This is a genomic window from Ferdinandcohnia sp. Marseille-Q9671, from assembly GCF_976954385.1.
In genome coordinates, this window is sequence record NZ_CDRJTA010000004.1 from 725,638 (window position 1) to 751,749 (window position 26,112).

Below are 26,112 nucleotides of genomic sequence, written 5' to 3' on the forward strand. Positions count from 1 at the left end.
CTAGCACCTGACTTCATAGGTGACGAGCTGGCAAGACGCACCAAAAATCAAAAAGGAGAGATGAAAAATGTGGAAGAAACGAAGAGTATTAATTTTCAATAAGGAGTTGCTGGATAGTGGGTAGCTTATGTCATCAGCCAGTGACAAAAGAAAGAAGGTATGAGATATGTTTGAAGTTTTAGGAAAGCTTGGCTGGTTCTTTAAAAAATATTGGTTGCAATATACAATTGCTATCGTTCTGTTAATGATTGCTACTGTATTGGAAGTGATTCCACCATATTTACTTGGTTCCATTATTGATATATTAACAGCGGGTGAAATGACAAAAACAGTACTAATCCAATACGTTATTATTTTTGCAGCGATAATTGTAATTGGCTATATCTTGAATTTTTTCTGGCAGTACCGTTTATTTGAAGGCTCTTTAAATCTCGAGAAGCTTATGCGTCGAAAGCTCATGCTACAGTTTCTAAAAATGACGCCAACTTTTTATGAGAAAAATCGTACAGGGGATTTAATGGCACGTGCAACAAATGATTTAAATGCTGTTTCATTAACTGCAGGTTTTGGAATTATGACCTTAATCGATTCCACTTTATTTTTGGGCACGATTATTTTTGCGATGGGATTCATGATTTCCTGGAAACTAACATTCTTTTCCATGCTACCTGTTCCAATCATGGCCGTTCTGATTCAGTATTTGGGGAAAATTGTCCATGAGCGATATATGAAAGCACAGGATTCATTTGGAGAATTGAATGATAATGTACTAGAGTCTGTTGCAGGAGTAAGAGTTATACGTGCATATGTACAAGAAAAGAGAGATGAAGAAGTCTTTGCGACTAAGAGCGAGGAAGTCTATCAAAAAAATATGGACACTGCAAAAATAAATGCTTTATTCGGTCCAATCACTAAGGTTGGAACTGGCATAAGTTATGTTGTTGCGCTTGGTTACGGAGCATTTCTAGTAACGAATGGTGAAATGACAGTAGGTCAGCTTGTTACATTTAATGTGTATTTAGGGCTTGCTGTATGGCCAATTTTTGCAATAGGGGAACTTATTAATGTCATGCAACAAGGAAATGCATCACTTGATCGAGTACAAGAAACGCTACAATATGAAGCTGATGTCAAGGACACAACTAATCCTGTTGAACTTTCTCGACCAACTAACATTGGATTTCATGATTTAATGTTCCAGTATCCTACAAGCCAAGTGAAAAATCTCCAGAAGATAACCCTTTCTCTAAAGAAAGGAGAGACTCTGGGTATCGTTGGGAAAACAGGGGCTGGTAAAACAACGTTTTTACGACAATTACTTCGTGAATACCCTTTGGGCGAAGGGCAATTACACATTGATGGGATTGATATTGCGTCACAAACGAAGGAACAATTACTTGATTGGATTGGATATGTTCCGCAGGATCATGTGCTATTTTCGCGTACGATTCGTGAAAACATCTTGTTTGGTAAAGAAGATGCGACTGACGCTGAAATAGATAAAGCGATTCACTTGGCATACTTCAAAAAAGATTTGGAACACTTACCGAGAGGGCTTGAAACTCTTGTGGGTGAAAAGGGAGTCTCCTTATCCGGAGGACAAAAACAACGCGTGTCCATTGCGCGCGCCCTAATCAAAGATCCGGAAATTTTAATATTGGATGATTCTTTGTCAGCAGTTGATGCAAAAACAGAGGCACGTATCATTAAAAACATACAGACAGAACGAAGTGATAAAACAACGATTATTACAACTCACCGCTTATCTGGTATTCAACACGCTGATCGCATCATCGTTCTGGATGAGGGACAAATTACAGAACAAGGAACTCACGAAGAGTTACTAAGACAAAATGGCTGGTATAAGGAACAATTTGACCGTCAACAGTTAGAGGGGGGCGGGGCATGAGTACGGGTAAACGATTAACAAAATATGCGCTGTATTATAAGAAGCCGATTTATCTAGGATTATTTTTCTTGACGATTGCTGTATTCACAGAACTTGCAGGTCCATTCATTGCAAAATACATTATTGATGAGCATATGGTTGTAGGAAATATTGAAATTGGGCCAATTGCTTGGTTGCTTTGTTTCTATTTTATTTTAGCAATTGCAACCGCGGTGTTACGGTATTTCATGTATGTTTATTTACAGGTAGGGGCTAATCGCGTCATACAAAAATTACGAAAAGATGTGTTTGGTCATATTCATACATTACCAATTCAGTATTTTGATCAACTTCCTGCCGGGAAAATTGTCGCACGTGTCACAAATGACACCGAAGCCGTACGGAATTTATACGTGCAAGTTCTCTCGAATTTTGCTACAAGCTTAATCTCGATTGCCGGTGTATATATTGCTCTTTTCATACTCAATTGGAAAATGGCGATGTTTGCATTACTTATGATTCCACTTATCTACCTTTGGATGATTTTGTATCGGAAATACGCATCACAATATAATAAGGTGATTCGTAAAAAGATTGCGGATATTAACGCGATGATTAATGAATCCATTCAAGGTATGACGATCATACAGGCGTTTCGACGTGAAAAACAAATGACGAAAGAATTCGACGAAATGAATGATGAGCATTATGCATATGGGAGAAAATTATTATTATTAGACTCAGCAACTTCGTTTAACTTGGTCAATACGCTGCGTCTTATTATGTTCACCATCTTCATCATCTATTTTGGAACACAATCCTTATCGATGGGTGAGGTGGTATCAGCAGGTACAATGTATGCTTTTGTTGATTATCTAACAAGACTTTTTAATCCAATTACGAATGTTGTCAATCAATTTTCTCAGTTAGAGCGCTCACTTGTTGCAGGTAAGCGTGTGTTCGATGTGTTAGATATGAAGGGTGAAACGGTATCAGAGGAAACAATTCAAAGATATGATGGTCACGTTGTCTTTGATGACGTCACTTTTGCATATAAGGATGATGAATATGTATTAAAGCATTTATCATTCGAAGCAAAACGTGGTGAAACGGTTGCCCTAGTTGGTCATACAGGGTCAGGAAAAAGTTCAATCATGAATCTATTATTCCGTTTCTATGATCCATCTAAAGGAAAAATTTTTATCGATGGCATTGATATTACGGAATTGCCTAGACAAACGATTCGTCAACATATGGGAATTGTTTTGCAGGACCCGTATTTGTTCACAGGGACCATCGCTTCGAATGTAAGCTTGAATGATCCAAGGATCTCTCGGGATAAAGTAGAGGAAGCATTACAAGCTGTTGGGGCAGAACGAGTTCTAAAGAATCTTGAAAAAGGAATTGACGAACCTGTAATTGAGAAAGGAAGTACCCTTTCGTCTGGACAGCGCCAACTCATCTCATTCGCACGAGCACTTGCATTTGATCCAGCGATATTAATCCTGGATGAAGCCACTTCAAATATCGATACGGAGACGGAAGAGATTATTCAACATGCGATGGATGTTCTTAAGAAAGGACGTACCACCTTTATTATTGCTCACCGTCTGTCAACAATCAAAAATGCCGATAGAATTCTTGTATTAGAAAAAGGTGAGATTAAAGAACAAGGTACACATGAAGAACTATTGTCACATGGTGGCATATATGCTCAAATGTATCGAATGCAAGCAGAATCACTTCAGGTATAAGTAGACTCAGATGAATAGAAAGAGAAAAAACACGTTACTTCATAGTTGAGATAACGTGTTTTCTCATTTGGTCTAGACATGCCTTTCCTTATTTGTCGGCTGGAAAAACCAACCCGATTTGCTTACGAGCTTCATCTAACATTTCCATAACTGCTATTGAATTTTCATGTGTATTTACTGTTGATTCTAAGAACCCATTTTTGATACATTCAATAAATTCCTTTGTTTCATAATACATCGTGTGCTTATCAGGGAGATTAGAAATATCTTCAATACGACCATCTCGATAGTGAATTTCCACTTTTTCTGGTGATGAGATTTTATCAATCAATATGCTCCCATTTTCACCTTGAATTTCGGAAGGGATATAGGAGTTTGTTATCTTTGAAAACATCACCATACCCTCCATATCCTTATAGTGTGCAAGAATACTACCTTCACCATCCACTCCTGAATCAAGCATGAGCCCACTTGCTTTGATAGACTCTGGCTTTCCGAATAGCTGGACCATTGGATAGATACAGTACACACCTATATCCATTAAAGATCCATTTGAGAAAACGGGATTAAACGCATTTAAAATCGTTCCTTTTTTGTATGCATCATAGCGTGATGAATACTGACAAAAGCTTGCAAAATAGCGACGAACAGGTCCAATTTTATGTAAATGTTCTCGAATGCTTTTGTAGGAAGGGAGGAACCCTGATTTTAACGCCTCCATTAAAAGTACATTATTTAGTTTTGCAGTATGTATCATTTCGGTAATCTCTTTTGTATTCGATGCAATCGGCTTTTCACATAATACATGTTTTCCGTGTTTCAAAAGAATGATTGCTTGTGATGCATGGAAAGATGTCGGACTTGCGATATAGACTGCATCAATCACATCACTTTTTGCCATTTCCTCAAGTGAGGTGAATGTGTAGGTTGCTTTGTATTTTTCGGCAAATTCCTTTGCGCGATCATCTGTCCGTGAATATACGGCAGTAAGTTGAAAATCATCTAGAGCCTGTGCGGCTTCCAGAAATGCATCTGTAATCCAGTTAGTTCCGATAATTCCAAAACGAATCATAAATAAATATCCTCCAAATCGTAAAATACCCTTGCATGATTTTTTTATTAGCACCTAAATGCTATAACATCTAGTTGCTTAACCTATTATGAATGAATGTAAGAGAAAAGTGTATAATCATTATAGCAAACATGCAAGTCTTGGAAAAAATGATAAAATAAGTAGGCATATAAAAAGATAGGGATGAGGAATTTGAAAGTATTTATTAGCTCATTACAATGGTTATCGTTTATCATTGCTAGTTCAATTGTGGCTCCAATTGCTATTGCTGCACTTTATGGAATGGATCCTGCTGAAACCGCGAGCTTCGTTCAACGCACCTTCCTTGTGCTGGGGGTTGCTGGTTTGCTACAGGTTTTTATGGGGCATCGCTTGCCGATTAATGAGGGGCCGGCAGGGTTATGGTGGGGTGTATTTATTATTTATGCCGGCTTAGGGCCAACCTTATACGGATCGAGTGAAGTGACACTTCGTGCTATTGAAGCTGGAATTTTAGCAAGTGGAGGTCTTTTTATAATCCTAAGTGTTTTTGGTATCATTGACCGAATTTCAAAATTGTTTACACCAGTTGTAACAGGGATTTATTTAATTTTACTGTCTCTTCAGCTTAGTGGATCCTTTTTAAGTGGAATCTTTGGCGTGGGATATCAAGGAGCGGAGACTGTAGATTTAAAAATAGCGGGAATTTGTATCTTGCTTATCCTTTTTACCATCCTATTTGCTGAAAAAGGACCAAAGGCTCTAAAGCAATATTCAGTTCTCATTAGCTTAGCCCTCGGCTGGCTCCTATTTGCAGTGTTCGGGCTTACCAAACCGACACAAGTTGCTTCTGCAAAGTTAATCGAGATTCCAAACATCTTTCCTTTTGGAAAGCCACTATTTGAGAGCGGAATGATTGCTACATCTATACTCGTGACATTACTACTCTTAACAAACTTAATTGCAAGTGTAAAAGTTGTTGAACAGATTCTCCATTCACAAAATGTGACAACTGAAAAAAGTAGATTTCGTCCTGCAGGCTTTATGGCTGGAATAAACCAACTATTGTCTGGTGTATTCTCAACGGTTGCCCCCGTTCCGATTTCAGGGGCAGCAGGTTTTATCGCGACAACAAGAATTAATTCGAAGCTTCCCTTCATTGTTGGGAGCGTAATTTTAGTTGGAATTAGTTTCTTTCCAGGTGTGATGAATTTTGTTTCGGGGTTACCAGCACCAGTAGGATATGCGACTGTTTTTATTATATTTGCAAATTTAATGCTCCCAGCTTTCTCTGCTTTTGAAAAGCTAGAAAAGAGTAGCAGCGAACGGCGGGTTATTGTCTTTTCCCTCTTTGTTGGTGTCGGGTCTATGTTCGTGCCATCAGATGCGTTTAAAAATGTACCACCGATCTTAACATCGATCCTAAATAACGGGTTAGTACTCGGAACGGTTGTTGCTATTATAATTGAACAAACTCTGGTAAGAATAGGTGGAAAGAAGACGAAACGAACATAATGAAGCAATCACAAACCCTCTAGTCGAAACATGCACAACTATGCTACTATATAGAAAAATCTGTTAACTTCATGTGTATGATTTTCTAGGCTCTTTTATAGAGTAATGGTTTAGTAGAGGTGGATGAATGAATACAGTCAAAATGTATATCGCTTTTTCGAGGAAGGCCTTTTTGAGGTCGGCAGCCTATCGGTTTGATGTGTGGACAAGGCTGATATCGAATATTATCTTTCTTTTAATGTGGATGTCGATTTGGTATGCCCTCTACGGTGATAGGGAAGAGGCAAGTGGGATCTCCTTAACCGCAATGCTTACATATGTTGTTGTTAGCCAGTTTCTAACGGCTGTAAATGGTGCAGGAACTCCGTTGTGGGAGCTACAAGAAAAGGTACGAACTGGAGATATTGCGTTAGAATTAATGAGGCCGTTTGATGTGCCATTGAGATATCTATTTGCAGACTTTGGTAGTGTGGCATTTTATATGCTTACCGCACTTGTACCCTTGTATGTTGTCTTGTTCTTCTTTGTTGATTTGACCTTTCCAACAAATTGGGTTACATGGATATTGTTTATCATTTCCGGGATTTTGGGATTTCTCATTCGATATTGTATTGAATTGACATTTGGTTTATTTACGTTTTGGCTAATTGAAACAGGTGGAATAGAGGATATTTTCTATTTTTCTGTTTCACTCTTATCCGGATCGGTCATTCCGTTGTGGTTTTTCCCGGGTTGGTTGCAAACGTTTGCAGAGTATTTACCGTTTCAGGGAATCTATTTTATTCCGAATGCTATTTTTATAGAAGAAATAACCGGTAATGAGGTTCTTCTTTCGATTGGCATCCAGCTGTTTTGGGTGGCTGTATCATACGCAATCCTCCGTTTTGTTTGGCGTAAAGCTTCAAACAAAGTAATTGTACAGGGAGGGTAAATAATGAAAAAATTACTAGAGTATGTACGTTTATATTTTCGACTGGTAGGTGCCGGTGTCCGTGCCCAAATGCAATATCGTTTTGCGTTTGTCATGCGTATCGTTGGAATGGTTGCAGCATACACGGGAACAGCGATTACCATGTGGGTGATGCTCTATCAATTTAAAGAACTAGGAGAATGGAATTTTTATGAGCTCCTGTTTCTATTTGCACTAGCCGTGTTATCATGGGGATTTTGTATTATTCTCTTTTTCCATTTTAGAAGCTTGGACACATATATTGTCAATGGGACCTTTGATAGGTTCTTAGTACGGCCAATCAATCCATTTTTTCATTTTATGGCGATGAAATTTGATATTGGTGCTGCAGGTCAATTCATTTTCAGTATTTTTATTTTTATTTGGGTAAGCGATACCCTAGGGATTGAATGGCAGGTTGGCAAACTCCTTTTTTTACTTGGAGCTATTATAGGGGGGATATTAGTCCAAGGTGGCTTGCTTGTTTTAATCTCAGCGATTGCCTTTTGGACTACAAAATCTGAGCGTTTTTACTGGGTGGTCATGTATCCTGCACGAAATTTAACAAATTATCCACTTTCGATTTATCCAAAAATGGTCCAATGGGTAACAGCATTTGTTATTCCGTTCGGGTTTGTAAACTACTTTCCTGCAGCTGTCATTTTAGAGAAGGAAACGCCACATTTTCCTTCCTACATCGGGTATTTTACACCACTCGTAGGTGTTGTATTTTTTGGGCTTGCGTATTATGTATGGATGTTAGGGTTAAGTCGGTATAAAAGCGCAGGCTCGTAAAAAAGGAGGGCTACATGTGGCCATCATACAGGTTGAAAACCTAAAGAAAGATTTTAAGATTGCAAAAAGAGAGACTGGTTTCGTTGGGGCATTAAAAAGCATTACGAACCGTCAGTTTGTGATTAAAGAGGCTGTGAAGGATATATCCTTTTCAATCGAAAAAGGGGAAATGGTTGGCTATATTGGACCAAATGGTGCAGGTAAATCTACTACGATAAAAATGTTAACGGGAATCCTTGTCCCTTCAAGTGGTACAGTTCGTGTAAATGGAATAATCCCGTATGAGAACCGGAAGGAAAACGCGAAAAACATTGGAGTAGTGTTTGGACAGCGAACACAGCTTTGGTGGGACTTGCCGACAATTGAATCCTTTGAATTATTGAAGGAAATCTACCGGGTACCAAGTCAACGATACAAAGAAAATATGGATACATTCTCCGACATATTAGGTCTTGGTGAGTTTTTAAATACGCCAGTACGTCAGCTCTCATTAGGCCAACGTATGAGAGCTGATATAGCCGCATCATTACTACATGATCCAGATATCCTGTTTTTGGATGAACCAACAATAGGATTGGATGTAGTAGCAAAGGAGAAAATGCGCGAATTTATTCAAGAGATTAATAAGCTTAGAGATGTAACGGTTATTTTAACCACACATGACATGGAAGATATTGAGAAGCTATGTAAACGCATGGTTCTCATTGATCATGGTCAAAAGGTATATGATGGGGAAATTGAAGCTGTAAAATCTCGCTATGGAAAAATGCGTACGCTCGTTGTGGATGTAGAGGAAAATGGTGTTGATTTACTAGTTACGAATGGTGAAATATGCAGGCAAGAAGGAAATCGAAAATGGATTCGTTTCAATCGAGATATCCACTCTGCTTCAGATGTAATTTCTCAAATTACAAGAACTCATAACATAACTGATCTTACTGTGGAAGAACCAGAGATCGAATCAATCATAAGCCGTATTTATCAGGAAGGCTTCACGAAGGAAGAAATTCCGGTAAAGGTATAAGGAGGAACTTAATTATGCTATCTTTTCCAAAAGCAAATATTGAAAGCTATTTTAGAACGTTAAATATTACTGATTTTGATGTTCATCCAAACGAGGATGAACTTGTCTTCTCAACCAACATTAATGGATATTACAATCTGTGGGGGATGAAGCTTAACCATCCATACCCATACCAATTAACGACTGTGAACCAAACCATTTCATTTGTTAAATATGATCCTAACGGAGATTTCTTGTTACTAGGTCATGATCTTGATGGAGATGAAGATAATCGAATTTTTGCATTGCCACCAACGGGTGGTGAAACCACACCATTGCTTCAAAAAGAAGGGGAAAAATACTATTATGGTGACCTCTCGAAAGATGGAAAGACACTATATTACATAACAAGTCTAGATAATCCAAGCTTTTTGAATATTGGTAGGTACGGGTTAGAATCTGGTGAAAATGAAGTGTTAATCCGAGGTGAAAGTGGGCCGAGCTATCTTTTTTCAGTAAGTCCTGATGAATCTTCCTTAGCCTATTCAAAGGAAATTGGTAACAGTAGTGTGTTTGGATATGTTCTAAAGGCTGAAGAGTCTATTCCAGTCACACCATCACAAGAGATTCCTCATGCAGTACACCAAGTGGAATATCTTGATAATGACACACTACTACTTGTCACAAACTATCAAAGTGAATTTAGCTACATAGCGAAGTTTCAAATTAGCACACGCAGCTTTGAAAAAGTGGTGGAAATCAATGACTATGAACTTGGTGAACTAACAATTGATAATGACCGTAACCAACTATTTTTTGTTGCCAGTCGTGGTGTAGTAGATAAGCTCTACACTTTTGAAATGACTTCTGGAAGTCTCACATTGCTTGAGACACCATTTGATATTGTGGATAAGGTTGTTGTTGGGAAAAAGGGGACATTGTTTGCTTTAGGACGCTCAGCAACACAACCTGCAAATCTATTCTTTAGTCCCGATGGAGGATCGTGGAAACAACTGACAAGACATCAACTAATAGGTGTTGGAGACGAGAGGTTAATGGAGCCTAATGTTCTGACATATTCAAGCTATGATGGTATTGAAATTGAGGCATTATATTTTGCTGCTAATCCTGAATGTGATAACGGTCATACGATACTGTGGCCACATGGAGGTCCACAACATGCAGTCCGAAATAATTTTAGCCCATTGTTTCAATATTTAAGCGGACAAGGTTATCGTGTATTCGCGCCAAATTTCCGAGGAAGTACAGGATATGGTGATAGTTTTATGAAGCTTGTAAATAAGGATTGGGGCGGTGGCCCTAGACTAGACATCATTGCAGGTATGGATTGGCTTGATCAACAAGGAAAATCACAGGCTGACAAATGGTTTTGCATTGGGGGTAGCTATGGAGGATATATGACACTGCTGCTCCATGGGCGGCACGCAGACCGCTTTAAAGCTTTTGTCGATATCTTTGGTCCAAGTAACCTGTTTACGACAATTGAAACAGCGCCGGAACATTGGAAAGCAGCAGATCGTGAATTAATTGGTGATGCAGTGGAGGACCGTGAAAAATTAATAGAGGATTCTCCAATGACGTATATCGATCAAATGACAAAGCCGATGCTTGTCATCCAGGGCAAAAACGATCCACGCGTGGTAAAAGTTGAATCAGATGTCATTGTTGAAGCAATGGCACAAAGAGGACAAGATGTCGAGTACATAGTGCTCGAGGATGAGGGCCATGGCTTCACAAAGACGGAAAATGCGCTAAAAGTTTATCGAAAAATCATGGAGTTTTTGGAGAAATACGTGTAATTCAAATAATACCCATGGTAAGCCATGGGTATTGTTTGTTGATTTAACATCATAGAACGTGCAATTATTTATTTAAATACAGCCACTATTGCACAAATACTATCACTAACCACACAAATACTGTCACTATTCAAGAAATACTGTCACTATCTACCAAAATACTGACACTAAGCTTATCCGAAGACAACTAACCTAGACAAAGTGCCCCGAAAGTATTTCGGAGCACTTATTTTAACTATATTAAAAAATAAAATGTGCAACTCCGACAATGATTGGCAACGTAATAATAGTCCGTAATAAGAAAATAAGAACCAAATCAAAGAACGTTACTGGTATTTTTGAACCGAGTAATAGTCCGCCAACCTCTGACATGTAGATTAATTGAGTAATCGATACACCAGCGATCACAAATCGAGTGAGGTCACTTTCGATATCTCCCCCAATGATAGAAGGTAAGAACATATCAGCAAATCCAATGACCATAGTTTCTGCTGCGGCTGCAGCTTCTGGTACCTGAAGTAAAGCAAGAATTGGAACAAATGGTGCACCTAGATATTTAAACAGTGGAGTGTTCTCGGCAATGATTAATGCGATTGTTCCAATCGCCATAACTACTGGAACAACTCCCATCCACATATCTAGTACGTTTTGCATTCCGCCTCTTAGTATCCCTGAGATACCGGCATTTTTCTTCGCTTGTACCACTGCTTGGTTAGCTCCCCATTTTAACCGATTTACATTCGTCGGTATTGTCTCTTCAGACTTTTGTGTAGCTCCTTCATAGTACGTATCTTTCTTTCTCGATAATGGTGGTATCCTTGGAGTAATAATCGCCGCTGCTAAACCTGCAAGTACAATCGTGATATAAAAAGGTCCAAACATATTTTCTAATTCCATTTGCTTTAATATCACGACAGTAAATGTAATCGAAACGACAGAGAAGGTTGTTCCGATAATCGCTGCTTCCTTCTTCGTATAGTAGCCTTCCTCATATTGCTTATTGGTAAGAAGTACCCCGACGGTTCCATCGCCTAACCAGGATGCAATCGCATCAACTGATGAGCGACCTGGTAATTTGAATAGTGGGCGCATAAACTTTGTTAATAACGCACCAAACAACTCTAGGAGACCAAAATTCATTAACAATGGTAGAAATAGTCCTGCAAATAAAAATACGGAAAACAAAACAGGAATGAGATCAAATAACAATAGTCCGCCCGTTGCTTCTGACCAAATTGCCTCTGGGCCAAGTTGGAACAACGTCATAATCGCAAAAATCATCCCGAGAATTCTTGTCACAACCCATACGGGTGTTACGTAGAACAACCCTGATAAGAAGGGAGAGTTTGTAATAAATGCTGGCTTTGTAAATAATGTCATGAGAGAAATGATTCCCATAACTGTAATAAGTGCGGTCATAATATAAGGAATTGAACCGCCTAATAAAATTTGAACCCTATCTGCTAAAATCGCAACAGGAATCGTAAAACCATCCCCATATGGAAGTGGGATAATGAATAAAATAATTCCGATTAATGATGGAATAATAAATTGTAAATAGTCCGTAATAGCAAAGGATTGTTTTTCTTGTTGTTTTTGGATTGCCAATTGTTTCACCTCAAATAATATCAAATCTGCCCTTGGCATGTGACGAAGCCTAGGTTTTTCTAGTTGTTACTTGCAAAAAGTCACAAATGATACTTTATAACATTTTGCAGTAAAAAGAAAGAGTTTTATTATAAAAATTCTCTTTTATGCATAAAAATAAGCTGGTGTCTTTACCTTCTTCTTGTAGCATTCCCAACTACCTTCTTTTTTTCCATAATTTAAAACAAAAGGAATGAGTTAGATCAATCAAAGGAAACATAAATTCGAAAGGAGCTGTTACAAAATTGAAAAAACGAGAAAAAAATAACGAAGAACCGACAATTGCTGTTGGAATGGATACGGAAGGCGACCTACAACAGGATGCGACAATGGAAGAGGTTGAAAGTGGTGACTATACAAACGTTACTACTCTTTCATTAGATGAAAATGACCTAAGTTAGCAACAAAAAGCATTATCACACACGGTGGTAATGCTTTTTTGGTGATGAAAGATAAGGAAAACTAACAATTTGATATAGATTTAAAAATAATTAATCTAAAAATTTTAAAAAGTTGTTGATTTCAATCTACATTTTAGATTAATATTAATAATCATAACGTGATGTTAGATTATCTAACATTGAATGTGATGTATTTACGATAAGGGGGAATTGAAATGGATGTTATGTATTTAATGAACAGCTTGTGGGTTATGGTAGGTGCAATTTTAGTTATTTTTATGTTAGGTGGTTTCATTCTTCTTGAAGCTGGTTCTACTCGAATGAAAAACGCAGGCCATATTGCAGGTAAAACGATTTTTACTTTTGGTCTTGCCTCATTAGTGTTTTGGGCAGTAGGATTTGGATTTATCTTTGGTGATCATGCGAATTTCTTTGTAGGGTTATCGAATTTCTTTTATTCTGGGGATGAACTTGATTTAGGTTTTAATTCATCTGTCTTCTTCGTATTCCAATTAGCATTTGCTGGAATAGCAATTACAATTGCAACAGGCGGTTTTGCTGAACGTGCCAAATTACCAGTATACGTAATTTTTACGATTCTTTTCTCGGCAGTTGTTTATCCGGTAGTTGCTCACTGGATTTGGGGAGGTGGCTGGTTAGCGGAACATGGTAAGCAAGATTTCGCTGGTTCCACGGTCGTTCATTTAACAGGTGCGATGGCCGCATTTGCTGCAACTATCTTATTAAAACCTCGAATTGGGAAATACAATAAAGATGGTTCCTCAAATGCGCTTCATGGACATAACCAAGTGTACACAGCATTGGGAGTACTAATTCTTTGGGTAGGTTGGTTTGGATTTAATGCGGGTAGTACTGTATCAGTTGATGAGGGGTTCTTTGGATTTGTAGCACTTAATACAAATCTTGCGGCAGCAGCTGGAGTGGTTGCAGCTCTATTCATCTCCTGGGTCGTAACAGGTAAGGCTGATGTACCAACAATGTTAAATGGAGCATTAGCAGGACTAGTGGCGATTACTGCATCATGTGCGTTTGTTGATACGTGGGCAGCGGTTGTAATTGGATTGATTGCTGGTATTCTCGTATTCTATAGTGCTAAATTCTTTGAAAAGAGAAAAATTGATGATCCAATCTTTGCATTATCAGTTCATGGTGTAGCTGGTGTTTGGGGAACTATTTCTACAGGTTTCTTTGCAACACCTGAACTTGCAACTGTTGGGCAGGCAGGACTATTCTATGGAGGAGGATTTTCACAACTTGGAGTCCAAATCTTGGGTGTAGCAACTTCTGGTATCTTTGCATTTGTTGTTTCATTCGTCATTCTTGCGGTATTGAAAAAGATTATGGGTGGACTTCGTGTAACAGAAGAAGAGGAAGTCATGGGGCTGGATATTAGTGAACATGGTAGTTATGGATATCCGGAAGTTTTCTCAGCAAAGGAAGATAAGCTTAGTTCGTAAAATATATGCAAGGCCTCTGTGATGGAGAGCCTTGCTGTTTTTAATAGAATAGGTACTTGAAGTAAGGTTTTTGTAAATACGCATAGATTATTTAATAATAATTGGTAAATTTCTAGTTTGTTGCATTGCAACATGTAAAAATGGAGTTATCATAGTATAAATGTTTCTTGGTAGGGGGTGTGTCTATGAATGGGAACGTACAAACATACGAATCTATAATAAAACTAAAGGATAAGTTGATTTACCAATATCAAATTGATTCGAATTCTCTTAACCATTTTCACGATAAGGTAATGAAATATGTGTTTGATGCAGCGGTGGGACAACTGAAGCAAGCAACAGCACCTTGTGAATTTGCATGGTTTATAACAGGTAGCGGGGGTAGATTTGAGCAGGGTTATATGAGTGACCAAGACCATGGAATCATTTACGCGGAGAATTCCGAAGAAGCCAACTATTTTTTCAGTGAATTAGGAAAAGAGCTTTCTATTGGTTTGGCTAAGGTTGGATATCCTTTTTGTGAAGGTAAAATTATGGCATCAAATCCTCTTTGGTGTAAAACGGTGGGAGAATGGGAGAATCAGGTAGTAACATGGATGGAAGAAGAAAGTTTCGAGGCGATTCGTTATTTGCAAATCTTTTATGATTCACGAGTTCTAGTTGGAAGTAGTCGACTTTTACGGCAACTCAAGTCACAAATGGTAACCTATCAAGCTGTAAATAACCATTTGTTTAAGCGGCATATGGAGAATGTAATGTTTGTCAAAAAAGCGATTGGTCCACTCGGTCAACTAGTTGGGGAGGAGAGCGGTAAGTATGAAGGTTCTCTCGATCTAAAGCAGACAGCATTTTTGCCTTACGTAAGCGCGATTAGAGTACTTGCTATGAAGGAAGGTCTATCCGAAACATCGACAATCGATCGTATGGAGATATTAATCAAGAAAGGTTACCCTTCTGAGTTTCTTGAATATCTTACTCATTTCAAACGTTTACTCACTCTACGAAACCAATTTTTTAAACAGAATCAGTCTTATGAAGCAAGCCATTATATACCGATTTCGCAACTAGATAAACTACACAAAAAAGAGCTTCGGACTATAATAAAAAGCGGCTTAAAATTGCATCACTATGTTCGTTCTGTGATCGTGTAAAGGGGTGTTTCGTGTATGGCATTTGAACCGTTTATCCAGTTTGTACGTGGTCTGCAAGGTAAAATCAATACTAGTGGCATGGGCGGCAATCAGAGTGTTAGCTTTCAGCAGGCTGCCTTTCTCCGTCAAATTCAAAGGGACCTCCAACAAGAAGATAAAATGACCATTCCGCTTGATGAATTATGTGTTGTTGTGTTTGATATTGAAACAACGGGTTTCTTTCCTGAGCGAGGAGATGAAATTATATCGCTTGGCGCTGTTAAAGTGGAGGGTGGAGTCATTCGTGAAAATGATTTATTCTATTCACTTGTATTCTATAAGAATAAGCTGCCTGAAAGTATCCAAGAACTAACGGGGTTAGCGTCTGAAGAGTTACAAAACGCCCCACCGCTTTCACAGGTACTCATTCAATTTTTTGAATTTGCCAAAGGGAATCCCCTCGTTGCTCACCATGCGAATCATGAAAAAGCTTTCATGCATGCAGCGAGCTGGAAGCAGTTTCGTACTCCGTTTAAGCACCGCATTATTGATACCTCCTTCTTATATAGAATTGCCGAACCGAATGTGCGATTGACTAGATTAGAAGAATTATGCGAACATCACCAAATACCTGTAAAGGACCGACACCACGCATTGGGTGATGCGATGTTAACAGCGAAACTTTGGGCGCTTTACATACAAAAAGCCCAGGAATTAGGGTTTCGAACGTTGCGTGATGTATATGATCGACTTGCAAATCTTTGATGAAACACTACGACATGGTGTTTCTTTTTTATGTCACTCGATAATCTTATCCAAATATTTGATAAGTCATACAATCGTATATTGTAGTATACTAAAATAATAATTTAGAAGATCAAAGGATTTTCACAATGTAGGAGAATAGTTTATGTTACAAAAGCTAAACAAAAAATTAGAAAAACTCATGCCACTTATCACCCCAACAAGTGTCGTACTGGGTGTATTACTTACAACTTTTTTAAGTCCGCTTTCCTTTTTAGTTCCATGGATTTTTGCATTTATTACATTTTCTGGGGCACTAAGTTCCAATTTTAGGTCGTTGCATCGAGCAATTACTCATCCATTTCCAATCATTCTTGCTCTGATTATTTTGCATCTCGTCATGCCTGCTTGGGCGTGGCTGGTTGGACATGTAACTTTTCCTGGTGATAACTTTACCATAACCGGCTTAATCTTGGCTGTGGTCATTCCAACAGGTATTTCTAGCTTTATCTGGGTCTCAATGAAGCACGGGAATATTGCGCTGACACTTTCTATTATATTAATAGATACCTTGATTTCTCCTTTTGTGGTTCCTTATAGTTTAACGCTTTTTGTGGGAAGTAATATTGAAATGGATATTTTACGTATTATGCAAGGTCTATTTTTTATGGTTGTATTACCGTCTATTCTTGGTATGGTTGTAAACCATGCAACGAATGGTACATGCACAAAAACGATAAGCCCAAATCTAGCTCCATTTTCTAAAATTGGACTAGGAGTAGTGGTGATGATTAATAGTGCTGAGATTGCTCCATACTTAAAAAATGTAGACCTAAAACTTGTAATGATTGCAGCAGTCGTATTTTTCATCGCGTTTTGTGGCTATCTACTATCATGGGGGATTGGTCGATTCTTGAAATTAGAAAAAGAAGTCATTATTGCGCTTGTTTTCACAGGTGGTATGCGTAATATTAGTGCAGGTGCCGTTATAGCAATTACCTTCTTTCCGGCAGAAGTTGCTGTACCTGTTGTAGTGGGTATGCTCTTTCAACAAATATTAGCTTCCATTTATGCATATTTTATGGATCGTGCATATATCTATAACCCTGTTGAACAAAAATTTACAGCATAATGAACTGAAGCGTTAGTCACAAGTGACTTGCGCTTTTTTCATTTTCCTTTATTTCTTTTGTATTTCTCAGATTCTCCCCAAGCCAAATAAATCATTCCAACTAAGAGTGCAAATAGACTACTAGTAATAAGGCTACTCCCAACTTCGCGTCCTAACATGATATCGCTAACCATTTTAATTACGATTAAAATAGTTGATATGGCAATAAATGATATTCCTACTTTTCTTTTTACCAATTGGAATCACACTCCATAAGTGGGTAGTAAGTTATTAGAACATTATGATAATTATACCATAAAAATAACATTATTTTCCTTATGATATATTTTCTTTGTGAAATAAATTGAAATTCATTTGGCAAAAGCGTATTGTATCTAAAGAGGGTGCAAGTTACGCGCCTTTGACCTACTATACATACCGGGGGAATGGTACTTGACAGTAACATTGCAAAAAATTACTCGTGAAAACTGGGAAGAATGCATTGAATTGAAGGTTAGTGAAGCGCAAAAAAGTTTTGTGGCACCTACTGTATATTCAATTGCCGAGGTTCAGTTTTTACCGAATTTTGAGGCGTTGGCCATTTATGCAGATGACAAAATGGTTGGTTTTGTCATGTTTGGATTAGATGAGGACGATCATAATTATTGGGTCTATCGCTTACTGGTAGATGAGCGATTCCAGGGGAAGGGTTACGGAACGAACGCACTCTTACAAGTAATCGAACGGATCAAGGAGAAGCCTGACGCGAATGAGATAATCATTGGCTACAAGCCCGAAAATATTGAGGCAGAAAGAACATATCTACGTGTGGGTTTTCAATCGAAAGGAATGGCTCCTTGGGGAGAAAAGCTAGTTAATTATATGCTTTAATGAAAAAAGATAGTGTAGAATAGTACATAGCATACAGTAAAGGAGACTACTACTTAATGGAAGAGACAAAATATTGCAGGGAATCCTTTGTTGTGAAGACAAGCAACGTGTTTCCGCCTGATACAAATTATCATGGTACGATGTTTGGTGGAAAATTGATGGCTTATATTGATGATGTTGCCTCCATTTCCGCTGTTAGGCATTCACGTAGTGCGGTTGTAACAGCTTCTACTGATTCAGTAGACTTTCTACATCCAATTCAAGAAGGAAGCTCTGTTTGTTTAGAGGCATATGTAACCTATACAGGGCGGTCCTCGATGGAAGTATTTGTGAAAGTGATTTCCGAGAACTTATACACGGGAGAACGTAACATTTGTGCATTATCCTTTTTAACCTTTGTAGCCCTTGACGAAAATGGCAAACCAAAGCCGGTTCCAAAGGTTATCCCTCGTTCGGACGAGGAAAAGATGCTTCATGAATCTGCACAGGAACGAGCAGAAACAAGGAAAAAACGCAAAAAAGAAAATGAAAAAATGGCAGGTAGATTTAGTTTAGCATTACCATGGGAAATTGGAAAAACGGAAGCTCCCAAATTAGAAAATTGAACATTTAAATAAAAAGGATGTCCGCAGTCAAATTTTGACGTTGGACATCCTTTTTATTTACGTTGTTCTTTTAATAAATCACGAATTTCAGTAAGCAATAGTTCCTCTTTCGTAGGAATGGGTTCTACTGTAGGTTCTTCTATTTCTTTCTTCTTAAAACGTTGGAAGAATCGAACGAATAGAAAAATAGAGAACGAAATAATTAAGAAGTCAACAACAGTTTGTAGAAAAGCACCGTATTTTAGTTCTACTCCGTTCCATGTAGTTGCTGCCTCTGAGATAGCTACTCCTCCAAGGAGGAAGCCAAAGAGTGGCATAATGATATCATTAACAAGAGATGTTACAATTTTTCCGAACGCGCCACCAATAATAACCCCTACTGCAAGGTCAATAACGTTGCCTTTTAACGCAAATTTTTTAAATTCAGTAAGCATATATAATTCTCCTTTCAAATCCAATCCTAATTTTACAGAAGTCCATTCAAAAGGGAATAGGACTAATGGATTAACCTTTAAATCTCTCCAGTTGATGTAGCATATTTTCACTTTTTAATATCTCAATTTGTCTCTCTCCCAATAAATCAAAATGGGGAAAACCAGCCCGGTTATGGATATATTTTGAAGGGATATTGTATTTCTGCCCCCATTCAATAAGTGTTTTAATATTCGCGCAACCAACCTTTGTCACAGTCTTTGCTCCGGGAAACCGGTCATCAATCCAATAATGCGTCAGAAAGGCGATCTCACCTTGGGAAACCTTTTCCTTCCACTCAATGAGTTCCTTTCGCTTAATGCCAAATGCCATCTGTTCCACCTCTAATTTTTTTTCAAACAGTTTTATCTATTATACCAAAAAGCAAAAAGGATAGTAGATTGTGTCAAAAGAGTAACACTTACCTGTTTTTGTTCTACAAAATGATTTATTTAATAAACTTGTAACATCATCCTAGAAAAAGTTCGTAAGGAGTGGGAGTTTGAAAAAAGTTGATAAATTTATTGTAGATGCTGACCGAGAAAGTGTATATGCCGTTTTTATGGATCCAATGAAATTAGGTCCGTGTTTTCCTGGTTGTAAAGAGGTAATACCGATAAGCCCAACAAAATATGAGGCATTGGTCGAGGTAAAGGTGCAGTTTGTCCCTATTAAAATTCAAGGGATTGGGGAGTTGAAAGAGTCCGTTGAGAACGAAAAAATAGTCGTTGAAATGAAAGGGAAGCCCGTTAAATTGGCAGGTTCCTTTACAAATACACTGACGGCACAACTAAAAACAATTGAACAAAATAAAACTTTGGTTGAATATGAAATGGATTTTGAATTAACAGGTAAGTTAGCGTCAATAGGTGAACTGTTAATGAAGGGGTCGAATAATAAACAATCAGAAGAATTTATGAAAAATGTAAAGGACTTGCTTCAGAATCTATAAAGAAAAGTATTCATAATGGTCATTACCTGAAAACTTTGGTCAATAAATTAGGTTTTAGATTCTAGTATGAGGATACAGTTTGGAGAAAAAACGATTATCACCATTACAGGAGCAGAGTAGTAGACCAAATCTACTACTCTCTTTTTAACTTGAATGCTCGAATGATTCTTGTACAATACGTTCTGGGTGGCTATAGACATTTAGTTTGCCTCCACGAATGAAGCCGACTGCAGTAATATTCAGTTCCTCTGCGATTTTGATTGCTAAATCAGTAGGTGCAGATTTTGATAATACAATACCAACCCCGATTTTTGCTGCTTTTAGTAGTACTTCAGAGGAAATTCTTCCGCTAAAAACAATCACCTTATCCCTTACTGGAATCTTATGGATTAAACAATGTCCTAGAATTTTATCTAGAGCATTATGTCGTCCTATATCGGTTCTGTTTACAATCATCTTATCTGGTATGCATAGTGCCGCATTGTGAACACCACCTGTATCTTGAAAGACAAGACTATTTTGTTGCATTTCGTTCATAAGATCAATGCATTCTTCAGGTGTAAGGGTGATGGTAGATGTTGAAGTTTTTGCTGTTTTGGCATCGTTTACAAAATAGAATTGTCTACCTTTTCCGCAGCAAGAACCGATAAATCGTTTTGAATAATACTCTTGACTTGTCGTTACCGGAGCAACCGTTTCAACATAAGCGTATCCTTGGCCTGAGTCAATGTGCAGGCTTTTGATATCATCTCGGAAACGAATCACGCCCTCAGAAGCTAAAAAGCCAACTACTAGCTCATCAAGCTCTGATGGGGAACAGACCATTGTTGCAAACTCCTGTTGATTCAAGATGATCGTCAAAGGAAATTCAGTTACAATTACATCTTCTTCTTCAACTAATTGACCATCTTCAAACTTGATGATTTCTTTTTTTACCGTAATGGATTCCATGATTGATTCACCTCACTATCAAACTAGATTACATTTATTTTACATGTGAACTCTTGTCATTTTGATTACTAATTATCTAATCATACTTTATTTGGTAGCACAAGTTTTATATTTTATCATATTATCAGAATTATTTTTCAAAAACAGTTGTGCTAAATTGCTAGTATGTGGTAATATCGTAACAAATAGTTCACAATATTGCCACTTTTTTGTCACAGGATAGCGACCCTGTCTCTGCTGCAAAAGGTGGAAATTGTAAGCGATTACTGTTAGTTTTATAGTAGCGACCCTGCTAGTGAAATTAACCGTCATCATACCCTAACGCTTAACAGGCATAGGGTTGTTGACGGTTTTTTATTATTTAGGGCTTACACGTCTTGCTTATTTACATGCATTAAACTATCAGATGTTTATAAGAATCGTGAAGGTGTCCCTGCGTGGGCATTCGAAAAAGCATGTATTAGCTGCAAGAATGTGTGGATGTGCTACATCACAAATTCAAAATAAAGGAGAGAAGAAATGGAAAAGACAAAAAATCGTTGGTTAATTGCCGCTTCTGCTGTTGGGATTCATTTATCAATCGGTTCTGTTTATGCTTGGAGTGTGTTTACAAAACCACTTGAATCACAATTTGGGTGGGACCTTACAGACATAAGTTTGACATTTAGTATCGCCATTTTATTCTTAGGATTGTCTGCTGCGTTTCTAGGCCATTTTGTTGAAAAATACGGACCACGTAAAGCTGGAACACTTGCTGCTATCTTTTTTGGCGTAGGTATTACAGGATCTGGCTTAGCCATTACATTAGAATCACTGCCATTATTATATTTATTCTATGGTGTGTTAGGTGGAATTGGTCTAGGTGTTGGCTATATTGCTCCAGTTTCTACACTGGTAAAATGGTTCCCTGATCGACGCGGTCTTGCTACTGGTTTAGCGATTATGGGCTTTGGGTTTGCAGCCTTGATTAGTAGCCCAATTATGCAGTCATTAATTGAAGGCGTCGGTATCGCAAATACGTTTTATATTTTAGGAATTTCCTATTTTATCATTATGATTGCTTCATCTTTATACCTTGAGCCACCAAAAGAAGGTTGGTTACCAGCGGATTTTAAAGAAAAAATAGATGCAGGGACAAAACAGGTAAAGCAAGATCTATCTCAATTAACGGCAAACCAAGCTGTAAAAACAAAGCGTTTTTACTATCTATGGATTATGTTATTCATCAATGTAACGTGTGGAATTGCAATAATTTCAGCGGCTTCTCCACTTGCGCAAGAAAGTATTGGATTAACTCCAGTAGCTGCTGCAGCATTAGTTGGTGTATTAGGTGCATTTAATGGATTAGGTAGGATTGGTTGGGCATCGATTTCAGATTTCTTAGGTAGACCCAATACATATACAACATTTTTCGTCATCCAGGTCATTGCATTCCCGTTATTACCACATGTTTCAAACCCATTGTTATTCCAGATTTTATTGGCTCTTATTTATACTTGCTATGGCGGAGGATTTGCGGCCATTCCTGCATATATTGGAGATTTATTTGGTACAAAACAACTTGGTGCAATTCACGGATATATTTTAACAGCATGGGCAGCAGCAGGACTCGCAGGACCATTGTTTGCTTCATGGATTCGGGAAACTACTGGAAGTTACGCGCAAAGCTTGACAGTGTTTACAGCTTTATTTGCAATAGCACTTGCTGTATCATTGTTAATTCGTTTAGATATTAAGAAGCTTAGAAATGCACAAAAACAACAAGGTTCTGAGCTTGCTAGTTGACATTCATTGAGTAACTTGATTAACTAAAATTAATGAAGTTTCAAGTTAGAGGGTTGGACAAAATGAATAAATACGAGGCTGAGTTTAGTAATCTAGTAAGGTCTTTTCGGAAAAAACATATGGGAAAAGGACCTAGTAAAATTACGACAACCTTTTGTAAGAATTGGGCCATTTGTGAGATGGAGGGGAACCTATCCCCTGTGGAAAAATTTATTGCTGGTGCAGATGAAGGAAAACAATTTCTTCGTTCGGCTAGGACAGAAATGGTAAAGGAAATGTATCGTAAAAATCGACCAGTTGAAATGGAAGAATTTTTAGGTTCAAATCTAGTAGATTTATTTGTTGATATTGATATCGACAGAGATTTTGGAATGTCAGTCTTTGTATTTGATCAAGACTTAGAAAAAAGGTTTTCTACTAAATAAAAATCATTGTGTTGGCACTTGGTAGCGATCCTGCTAAAGACTAACCACCGTAGCATTTTTCTACCATCATAGAATTATGTTCGGTGGTTTTTCTATATATAGAAAACACGAATCCGAAAGCAAAGGTAAAGCCTCCGGCTGATGCCACAGATTTTCAAAGGAAGTCTTTCGAGTATAGGATTGAAGACTAAGAACGCCACATCCTGTGGCAACGTCTTCATGACCCACCTCGTGTGGGCCTAAAATCTGGGCACAAATACGCCAAGGCGTACTTGAATATATATAAATTTTAACCATACAAATAATAAGAGAGAATAAGTAGAGGGGGAATTTACCGTGGGAGAAACGAAACATCCTGGACCGATAAAAGGAACGAAAATGCCTCAACCAAAGCACTGGGTAAGTCCAATACCATTTGGCTTAGGAAAGGTGAAACCAAAACATATACGAGATACAATGAAAGTAGCTTGGGAAAACAAAGACAATTTTGGCTATGCAACTCGGATTTTGACTCAAGGTGTTTGTGACGGTTGTGCATTAGGTGTTTCTGGTCTATATGACCAAACCCTAAAAGGTCCACATATGTGTACAACCCGATTGAATGTGCTTCGATTAAGCACCATGCCAGCCATTAAGGAAGAGATTCTTCATTCAGATATTGATGAGTTACGTAAATTTAATAGTACGGAGCTTAGACAGCTTGGTAGAATTCCGTATCCGCTCATCCGTCGAAAAGGGGAGAGGAGGTTTTCTCGTATCTCTTGGGATGAGGCAATGGATATGATTGCAGGGAAAATGAAGAAGCTTGATCCAAAGCAATATGCATTTTATTTAACTTCTAGAGGAATCACGAATGAATCTTATTACGTAGCTGCCAAAACAGCGCGCTTTCTGGGAACTAACCATATTGATAATGCATCACGTATTTGTCATTCGCCTAGTAAGACTGCATTAAAGCGTTCAGTAGGTGTAGGAGCGTCAACAGCCAATTATCAGGATTGGTTTGGGGCTGATGTCTTATTGTTCTGGGGAAGCGTAGCATCTAATAGTTCACCTGTTTCAACAAAATATATGTTGGAAGCGAAAAAACGTGGTACAAAAATTATTGTGATTAACCCACATCGAGAGCCTGCCATGGACAAATATTGGATTCCATCCAATATGGAATCTGCACTCTTCGGGACGAAGGTTGCAGATGATTTCTACCAGGTAAATATCGGTGGAGATATTGCCTTTATGTTTGGCATTATGAAGCATTGGTTTGATATGGATAAAAAAAGGAAAGGCTCTGCGATTAATCATCCGTTCGTGAAGGAACATGTAAACGGATACGAGGATTTGAAAGCACATGTCAATATACAAAACTGGGACGACATTGTAAAATCCTCTGGTGTGACAAAAGAGAGAATCATAGAATTGGCAGAGCTCTTGGCAAAAAGTAAAAATGCCGTTTATACATGGGCAATGGGCTTAACAATGCATTCTTTCGCAACGGATAATATCTCACAAGTAGCGAACCTTGCTCTACTTCGTGGTCACCTTGGACGAAAAAATAATGGTCTTATGCCGTTCCGTGGTCACTCTTCTGTTCAGGGATCGGGTGAGATGGGGGCAGATCCGTTTGTCTTACCTGGCGGTGAATTTGATGAGAAGAATAGAGAACGTCTTGAAAAGGTATGGGGATTTACTATTCCAAGATGGCAAGGAGATATTGTCGGGGTTACACTTGAAAATATCGTACTTCAAGAGGATCATGACAGAAAAATAAAGCTATATTATATGTCGGGTGGCAATTTCTTAGAAACGATGCCTGATCCTAACTTCGTAGAGAAGGCTTTGTCCGAGCTTGAAATTCGAGTTCATCAAGATATCATCTTGAATACATCTACCTTACTAGATGCAAAAGAAGCTGTACTTGTTCTGCCAGCTAAAACGCGTTATGAACAAGAGGGTGGTGGAACATCAACATCAACCGAGCGCATGGTCTATTTTTCACCAGAAATAGAAGGTAATAAAAATAGAATAGAAGAAGCGCGTGCTGAGTGGAAAATCTATATTGATCTAGCCAAACGAGTAAAACCTGAATACGCTCACTTGATTGATTTTAAAACGGGACAGGAAATCCGAGATGAAATCGCAATTGCTAACCCAAACTACAATGGTATCAAACACTTGAAGAAAAAAGGTGATGTGTTCCAATGGGGTGGAGCATGGTTATGTGAAGGCGGGGTTTGTCCAACACCGGATGGAAAAGGTAGCTTAATCCAGGTTGAAATACCTGACTTAGGTAAAAAAGAGGAGCAATTCGTGTTAACGACGCGTCGTGGTAAACAATTTAACTCCATGGTTTATAAGGAAGTAGACCCATTTAATGGTGCAGGCCGCTATGATGTGTTAATCAATCCTAAGGATGCTCAGCAACTACGTGTAACAGAAGGTGAAGCTATCGTCGTTCACAACGGCTTTGGTGTATTTCAAGGTAAAGCAAAATTCGCGGATATTGCACAAAAAAATCTAGGTGTCCATTTTCCAGAGGGGAATTTCTTATTACCGAGAGGAAGATATGAAAAATATGCAGGGATTCCTGATTACAATATTGCGGTCTATGTAGAGAAAGCAGAACGATTCAATGCTCGTAAAGATACGCAATACCAAGAAAAAGAGATTGAAGATGATTTGGATGTAAATCCGCCAGCATAATTATTTTTCCTCCAACATGTTTGTTGGGGGAGTTTTTTTACATGTT

The 26,112-nt window shown here is 38.1% G+C and carries 24 protein-coding genes; 18 read left to right on the forward strand and 6 right to left on the reverse strand.

What is annotated here, in order from left to right; all coding sequences use genetic code 11:
- The first annotated feature begins 166 nt into the window (after positions 1-166).
- Both ACWNMY_RS18850 and ACWNMY_RS18855 read left to right on the forward strand, forming a co-directional pair.
- The gene (locus ACWNMY_RS18850) at positions 167-1,909 is read left to right on the forward strand and encodes an ABC transporter ATP-binding protein (protein ID WP_449539786.1); all 1,743 of its coding nucleotides are present in this window, start codon (positions 167-169) and stop codon (positions 1,907-1,909) included.
- Positions 1,906-3,642, forward strand: a complete 1,737-nt coding sequence (locus tag ACWNMY_RS18855; RefSeq protein WP_449539787.1) for an ABC transporter ATP-binding protein — start codon at positions 1,906-1,908, stop codon at positions 3,640-3,642. Before ACWNMY_RS18850 ends, ACWNMY_RS18855 begins: the two co-directional genes overlap by 4 nt.
- Before the next feature lie 88 nt (positions 3,643-3,730).
- Here ACWNMY_RS18855 and ACWNMY_RS18860 read toward each other — a convergent pair whose 3' ends face one another.
- A complete protein-coding gene (locus ACWNMY_RS18860; protein WP_449539788.1) occupies positions 3,731-4,714 on the reverse strand; it encodes a Gfo/Idh/MocA family protein in 984 nt (327 codons plus the stop codon).
- 192 nt (positions 4,715-4,906) lie between these two features.
- Between ACWNMY_RS18860 and ACWNMY_RS18865 the strand changes: the two genes are divergently transcribed.
- From ACWNMY_RS18865 to ACWNMY_RS18885, 5 genes are all read left to right on the forward strand, one after another.
- Entirely contained in the window at positions 4,907-6,208 is a 1,302-nt protein-coding gene (locus ACWNMY_RS18865) for a purine/pyrimidine permease (protein WP_449539789.1), read from the forward strand.
- Between the two features lie 127 nt (positions 6,209-6,335).
- Positions 6,336-7,139 carry an ABC transporter permease gene (locus tag ACWNMY_RS18870; protein ID WP_449539790.1) on the forward strand — a complete coding sequence of 268 codons (804 nt, stop codon included), beginning with the start codon at positions 6,336-6,338 and terminating at the stop codon, positions 7,137-7,139.
- Positions 7,140-7,142: 3 nt separating this feature from the next.
- Positions 7,143-7,952 (forward strand): ABC transporter permease, encoded by an 810-nt coding sequence (locus tag ACWNMY_RS18875; RefSeq protein WP_449539791.1) that lies wholly within the window; start codon positions 7,143-7,145, stop codon positions 7,950-7,952.
- Between the two features lie 16 nt (positions 7,953-7,968).
- The gene (locus tag ACWNMY_RS18880) at positions 7,969-8,976 is read left to right on the forward strand and encodes an ABC transporter ATP-binding protein (protein WP_449539792.1); all 1,008 of its coding nucleotides are present in this window, start codon (positions 7,969-7,971) and stop codon (positions 8,974-8,976) included.
- Between the two features lie 14 nt (positions 8,977-8,990).
- On the forward strand, positions 8,991-10,775 hold the full coding sequence (locus ACWNMY_RS18885) for a S9 family peptidase (protein ID WP_449539793.1): 1,785 nt from the start codon (positions 8,991-8,993) through the stop codon (positions 10,773-10,775).
- Between the two features lie 240 nt (positions 10,776-11,015).
- Here ACWNMY_RS18885 and ACWNMY_RS18890 read toward each other — a convergent pair whose 3' ends face one another.
- Positions 11,016-12,383 (reverse strand): YjiH family protein, encoded by a 1,368-nt coding sequence (locus ACWNMY_RS18890; RefSeq protein WP_449539794.1) that lies wholly within the window; start codon positions 12,381-12,383, stop codon positions 11,016-11,018.
- 284 nt (positions 12,384-12,667) lie between these two features.
- Between ACWNMY_RS18890 and ACWNMY_RS18895 the strand changes: the two genes are divergently transcribed.
- The 5 genes from ACWNMY_RS18895 (at position 12,668) to ACWNMY_RS18915 (ending at position 17,307) form a co-directional block, all read left to right on the forward strand.
- Complete coding sequence (locus ACWNMY_RS18895; RefSeq protein WP_449539795.1) at positions 12,668-12,823, forward strand: hypothetical protein; 156 nt, start codon at positions 12,668-12,670, stop codon at positions 12,821-12,823.
- Between the two features lie 215 nt (positions 12,824-13,038).
- Positions 13,039-14,301 (forward strand): ammonium transporter, encoded by a 1,263-nt coding sequence (locus ACWNMY_RS18900; protein ID WP_449539796.1) that lies wholly within the window; start codon positions 13,039-13,041, stop codon positions 14,299-14,301.
- 185 nt (positions 14,302-14,486) lie between these two features.
- On the forward strand, positions 14,487-15,452 hold the full coding sequence (locus ACWNMY_RS18905; RefSeq protein WP_449539797.1) for a DUF294 nucleotidyltransferase-like domain-containing protein: 966 nt from the start codon (positions 14,487-14,489) through the stop codon (positions 15,450-15,452).
- 15 nt (positions 15,453-15,467) lie between these two features.
- The gene (locus ACWNMY_RS18910) at positions 15,468-16,196 is read left to right on the forward strand and encodes an exonuclease domain-containing protein (protein WP_449539798.1); all 729 of its coding nucleotides are present in this window, start codon (positions 15,468-15,470) and stop codon (positions 16,194-16,196) included.
- Positions 16,197-16,341: 145 nt separating this feature from the next.
- Positions 16,342-17,307, forward strand: coding sequence for a bile acid:sodium symporter family protein (locus ACWNMY_RS18915; protein WP_449539799.1), 966 nt, complete (start codon positions 16,342-16,344; stop codon positions 17,305-17,307).
- Positions 17,308-17,345: 38 nt separating this feature from the next.
- Here ACWNMY_RS18915 and ACWNMY_RS18920 read toward each other — a convergent pair whose 3' ends face one another.
- Positions 17,346-17,543, reverse strand: a complete 198-nt coding sequence (locus tag ACWNMY_RS18920; protein ID WP_449539800.1) for a hypothetical protein — start codon at positions 17,541-17,543, stop codon at positions 17,346-17,348.
- Between the two features lie 196 nt (positions 17,544-17,739).
- Between ACWNMY_RS18920 and ACWNMY_RS18925 the strand changes: the two genes are divergently transcribed.
- Positions 17,740-18,177 carry a GNAT family N-acetyltransferase gene (locus ACWNMY_RS18925; protein WP_449539801.1) on the forward strand — a complete coding sequence of 146 codons (438 nt, stop codon included), beginning with the start codon at positions 17,740-17,742 and terminating at the stop codon, positions 18,175-18,177.
- Between the two features lie 56 nt (positions 18,178-18,233).
- Positions 18,234-18,782: an acyl-CoA thioesterase gene (locus ACWNMY_RS18930; RefSeq protein ID WP_449539802.1), complete on the forward strand. Its 549-nt coding sequence runs from the start codon at positions 18,234-18,236 to the stop codon at positions 18,780-18,782.
- A gap of 53 nt (positions 18,783-18,835) precedes the next feature.
- Here the strand turns inward: ACWNMY_RS18930 and mscL are convergent, their stop codons facing one another.
- Complete coding sequence (gene mscL, locus ACWNMY_RS18935) at positions 18,836-19,216, reverse strand: large-conductance mechanosensitive channel protein MscL (RefSeq protein WP_449539803.1); 381 nt, start codon at positions 19,214-19,216, stop codon at positions 18,836-18,838.
- 70 nt (positions 19,217-19,286) lie between these two features.
- Positions 19,287-19,586, reverse strand: a complete 300-nt coding sequence (locus ACWNMY_RS18940) for a hypothetical protein (RefSeq protein WP_449539804.1) — start codon at positions 19,584-19,586, stop codon at positions 19,287-19,289.
- Between the two features lie 169 nt (positions 19,587-19,755).
- On the opposite strand from ACWNMY_RS18940, the gene ACWNMY_RS18945 reads away from it, so the two are divergent.
- On the forward strand, positions 19,756-20,205 hold the full coding sequence (locus ACWNMY_RS18945; protein ID WP_449539805.1) for a CoxG family protein: 450 nt from the start codon (positions 19,756-19,758) through the stop codon (positions 20,203-20,205).
- Between the two features lie 144 nt (positions 20,206-20,349).
- On the opposite strand, the gene fdhD is transcribed toward ACWNMY_RS18945, so the two are convergent.
- A complete protein-coding gene (gene fdhD, locus ACWNMY_RS18950) occupies positions 20,350-21,159 on the reverse strand; it encodes a formate dehydrogenase accessory sulfurtransferase FdhD (protein ID WP_449540492.1) in 810 nt (269 codons plus the stop codon).
- Positions 21,160-21,675: 516 nt separating this feature from the next.
- On the opposite strand from fdhD, the gene ACWNMY_RS18955 reads away from it, so the two are divergent.
- From ACWNMY_RS18955 to ACWNMY_RS18965, 3 genes are all read left to right on the forward strand, one after another.
- A complete protein-coding gene (locus ACWNMY_RS18955; RefSeq protein WP_449539806.1) occupies positions 21,676-22,941 on the forward strand; it encodes an L-lactate MFS transporter in 1,266 nt (421 codons plus the stop codon).
- A 62-nt stretch (positions 22,942-23,003) separates the two neighbouring features.
- Complete coding sequence (locus ACWNMY_RS18960; protein WP_449539807.1) at positions 23,004-23,366, forward strand: DUF2294 domain-containing protein; 363 nt, start codon at positions 23,004-23,006, stop codon at positions 23,364-23,366.
- Between the two features lie 336 nt (positions 23,367-23,702).
- A complete protein-coding gene (locus ACWNMY_RS18965; RefSeq protein WP_449539808.1) occupies positions 23,703-26,066 on the forward strand; it encodes an FdhF/YdeP family oxidoreductase in 2,364 nt (787 codons plus the stop codon).
- Positions 26,067-26,112 lie beyond the last annotated feature (46 nt).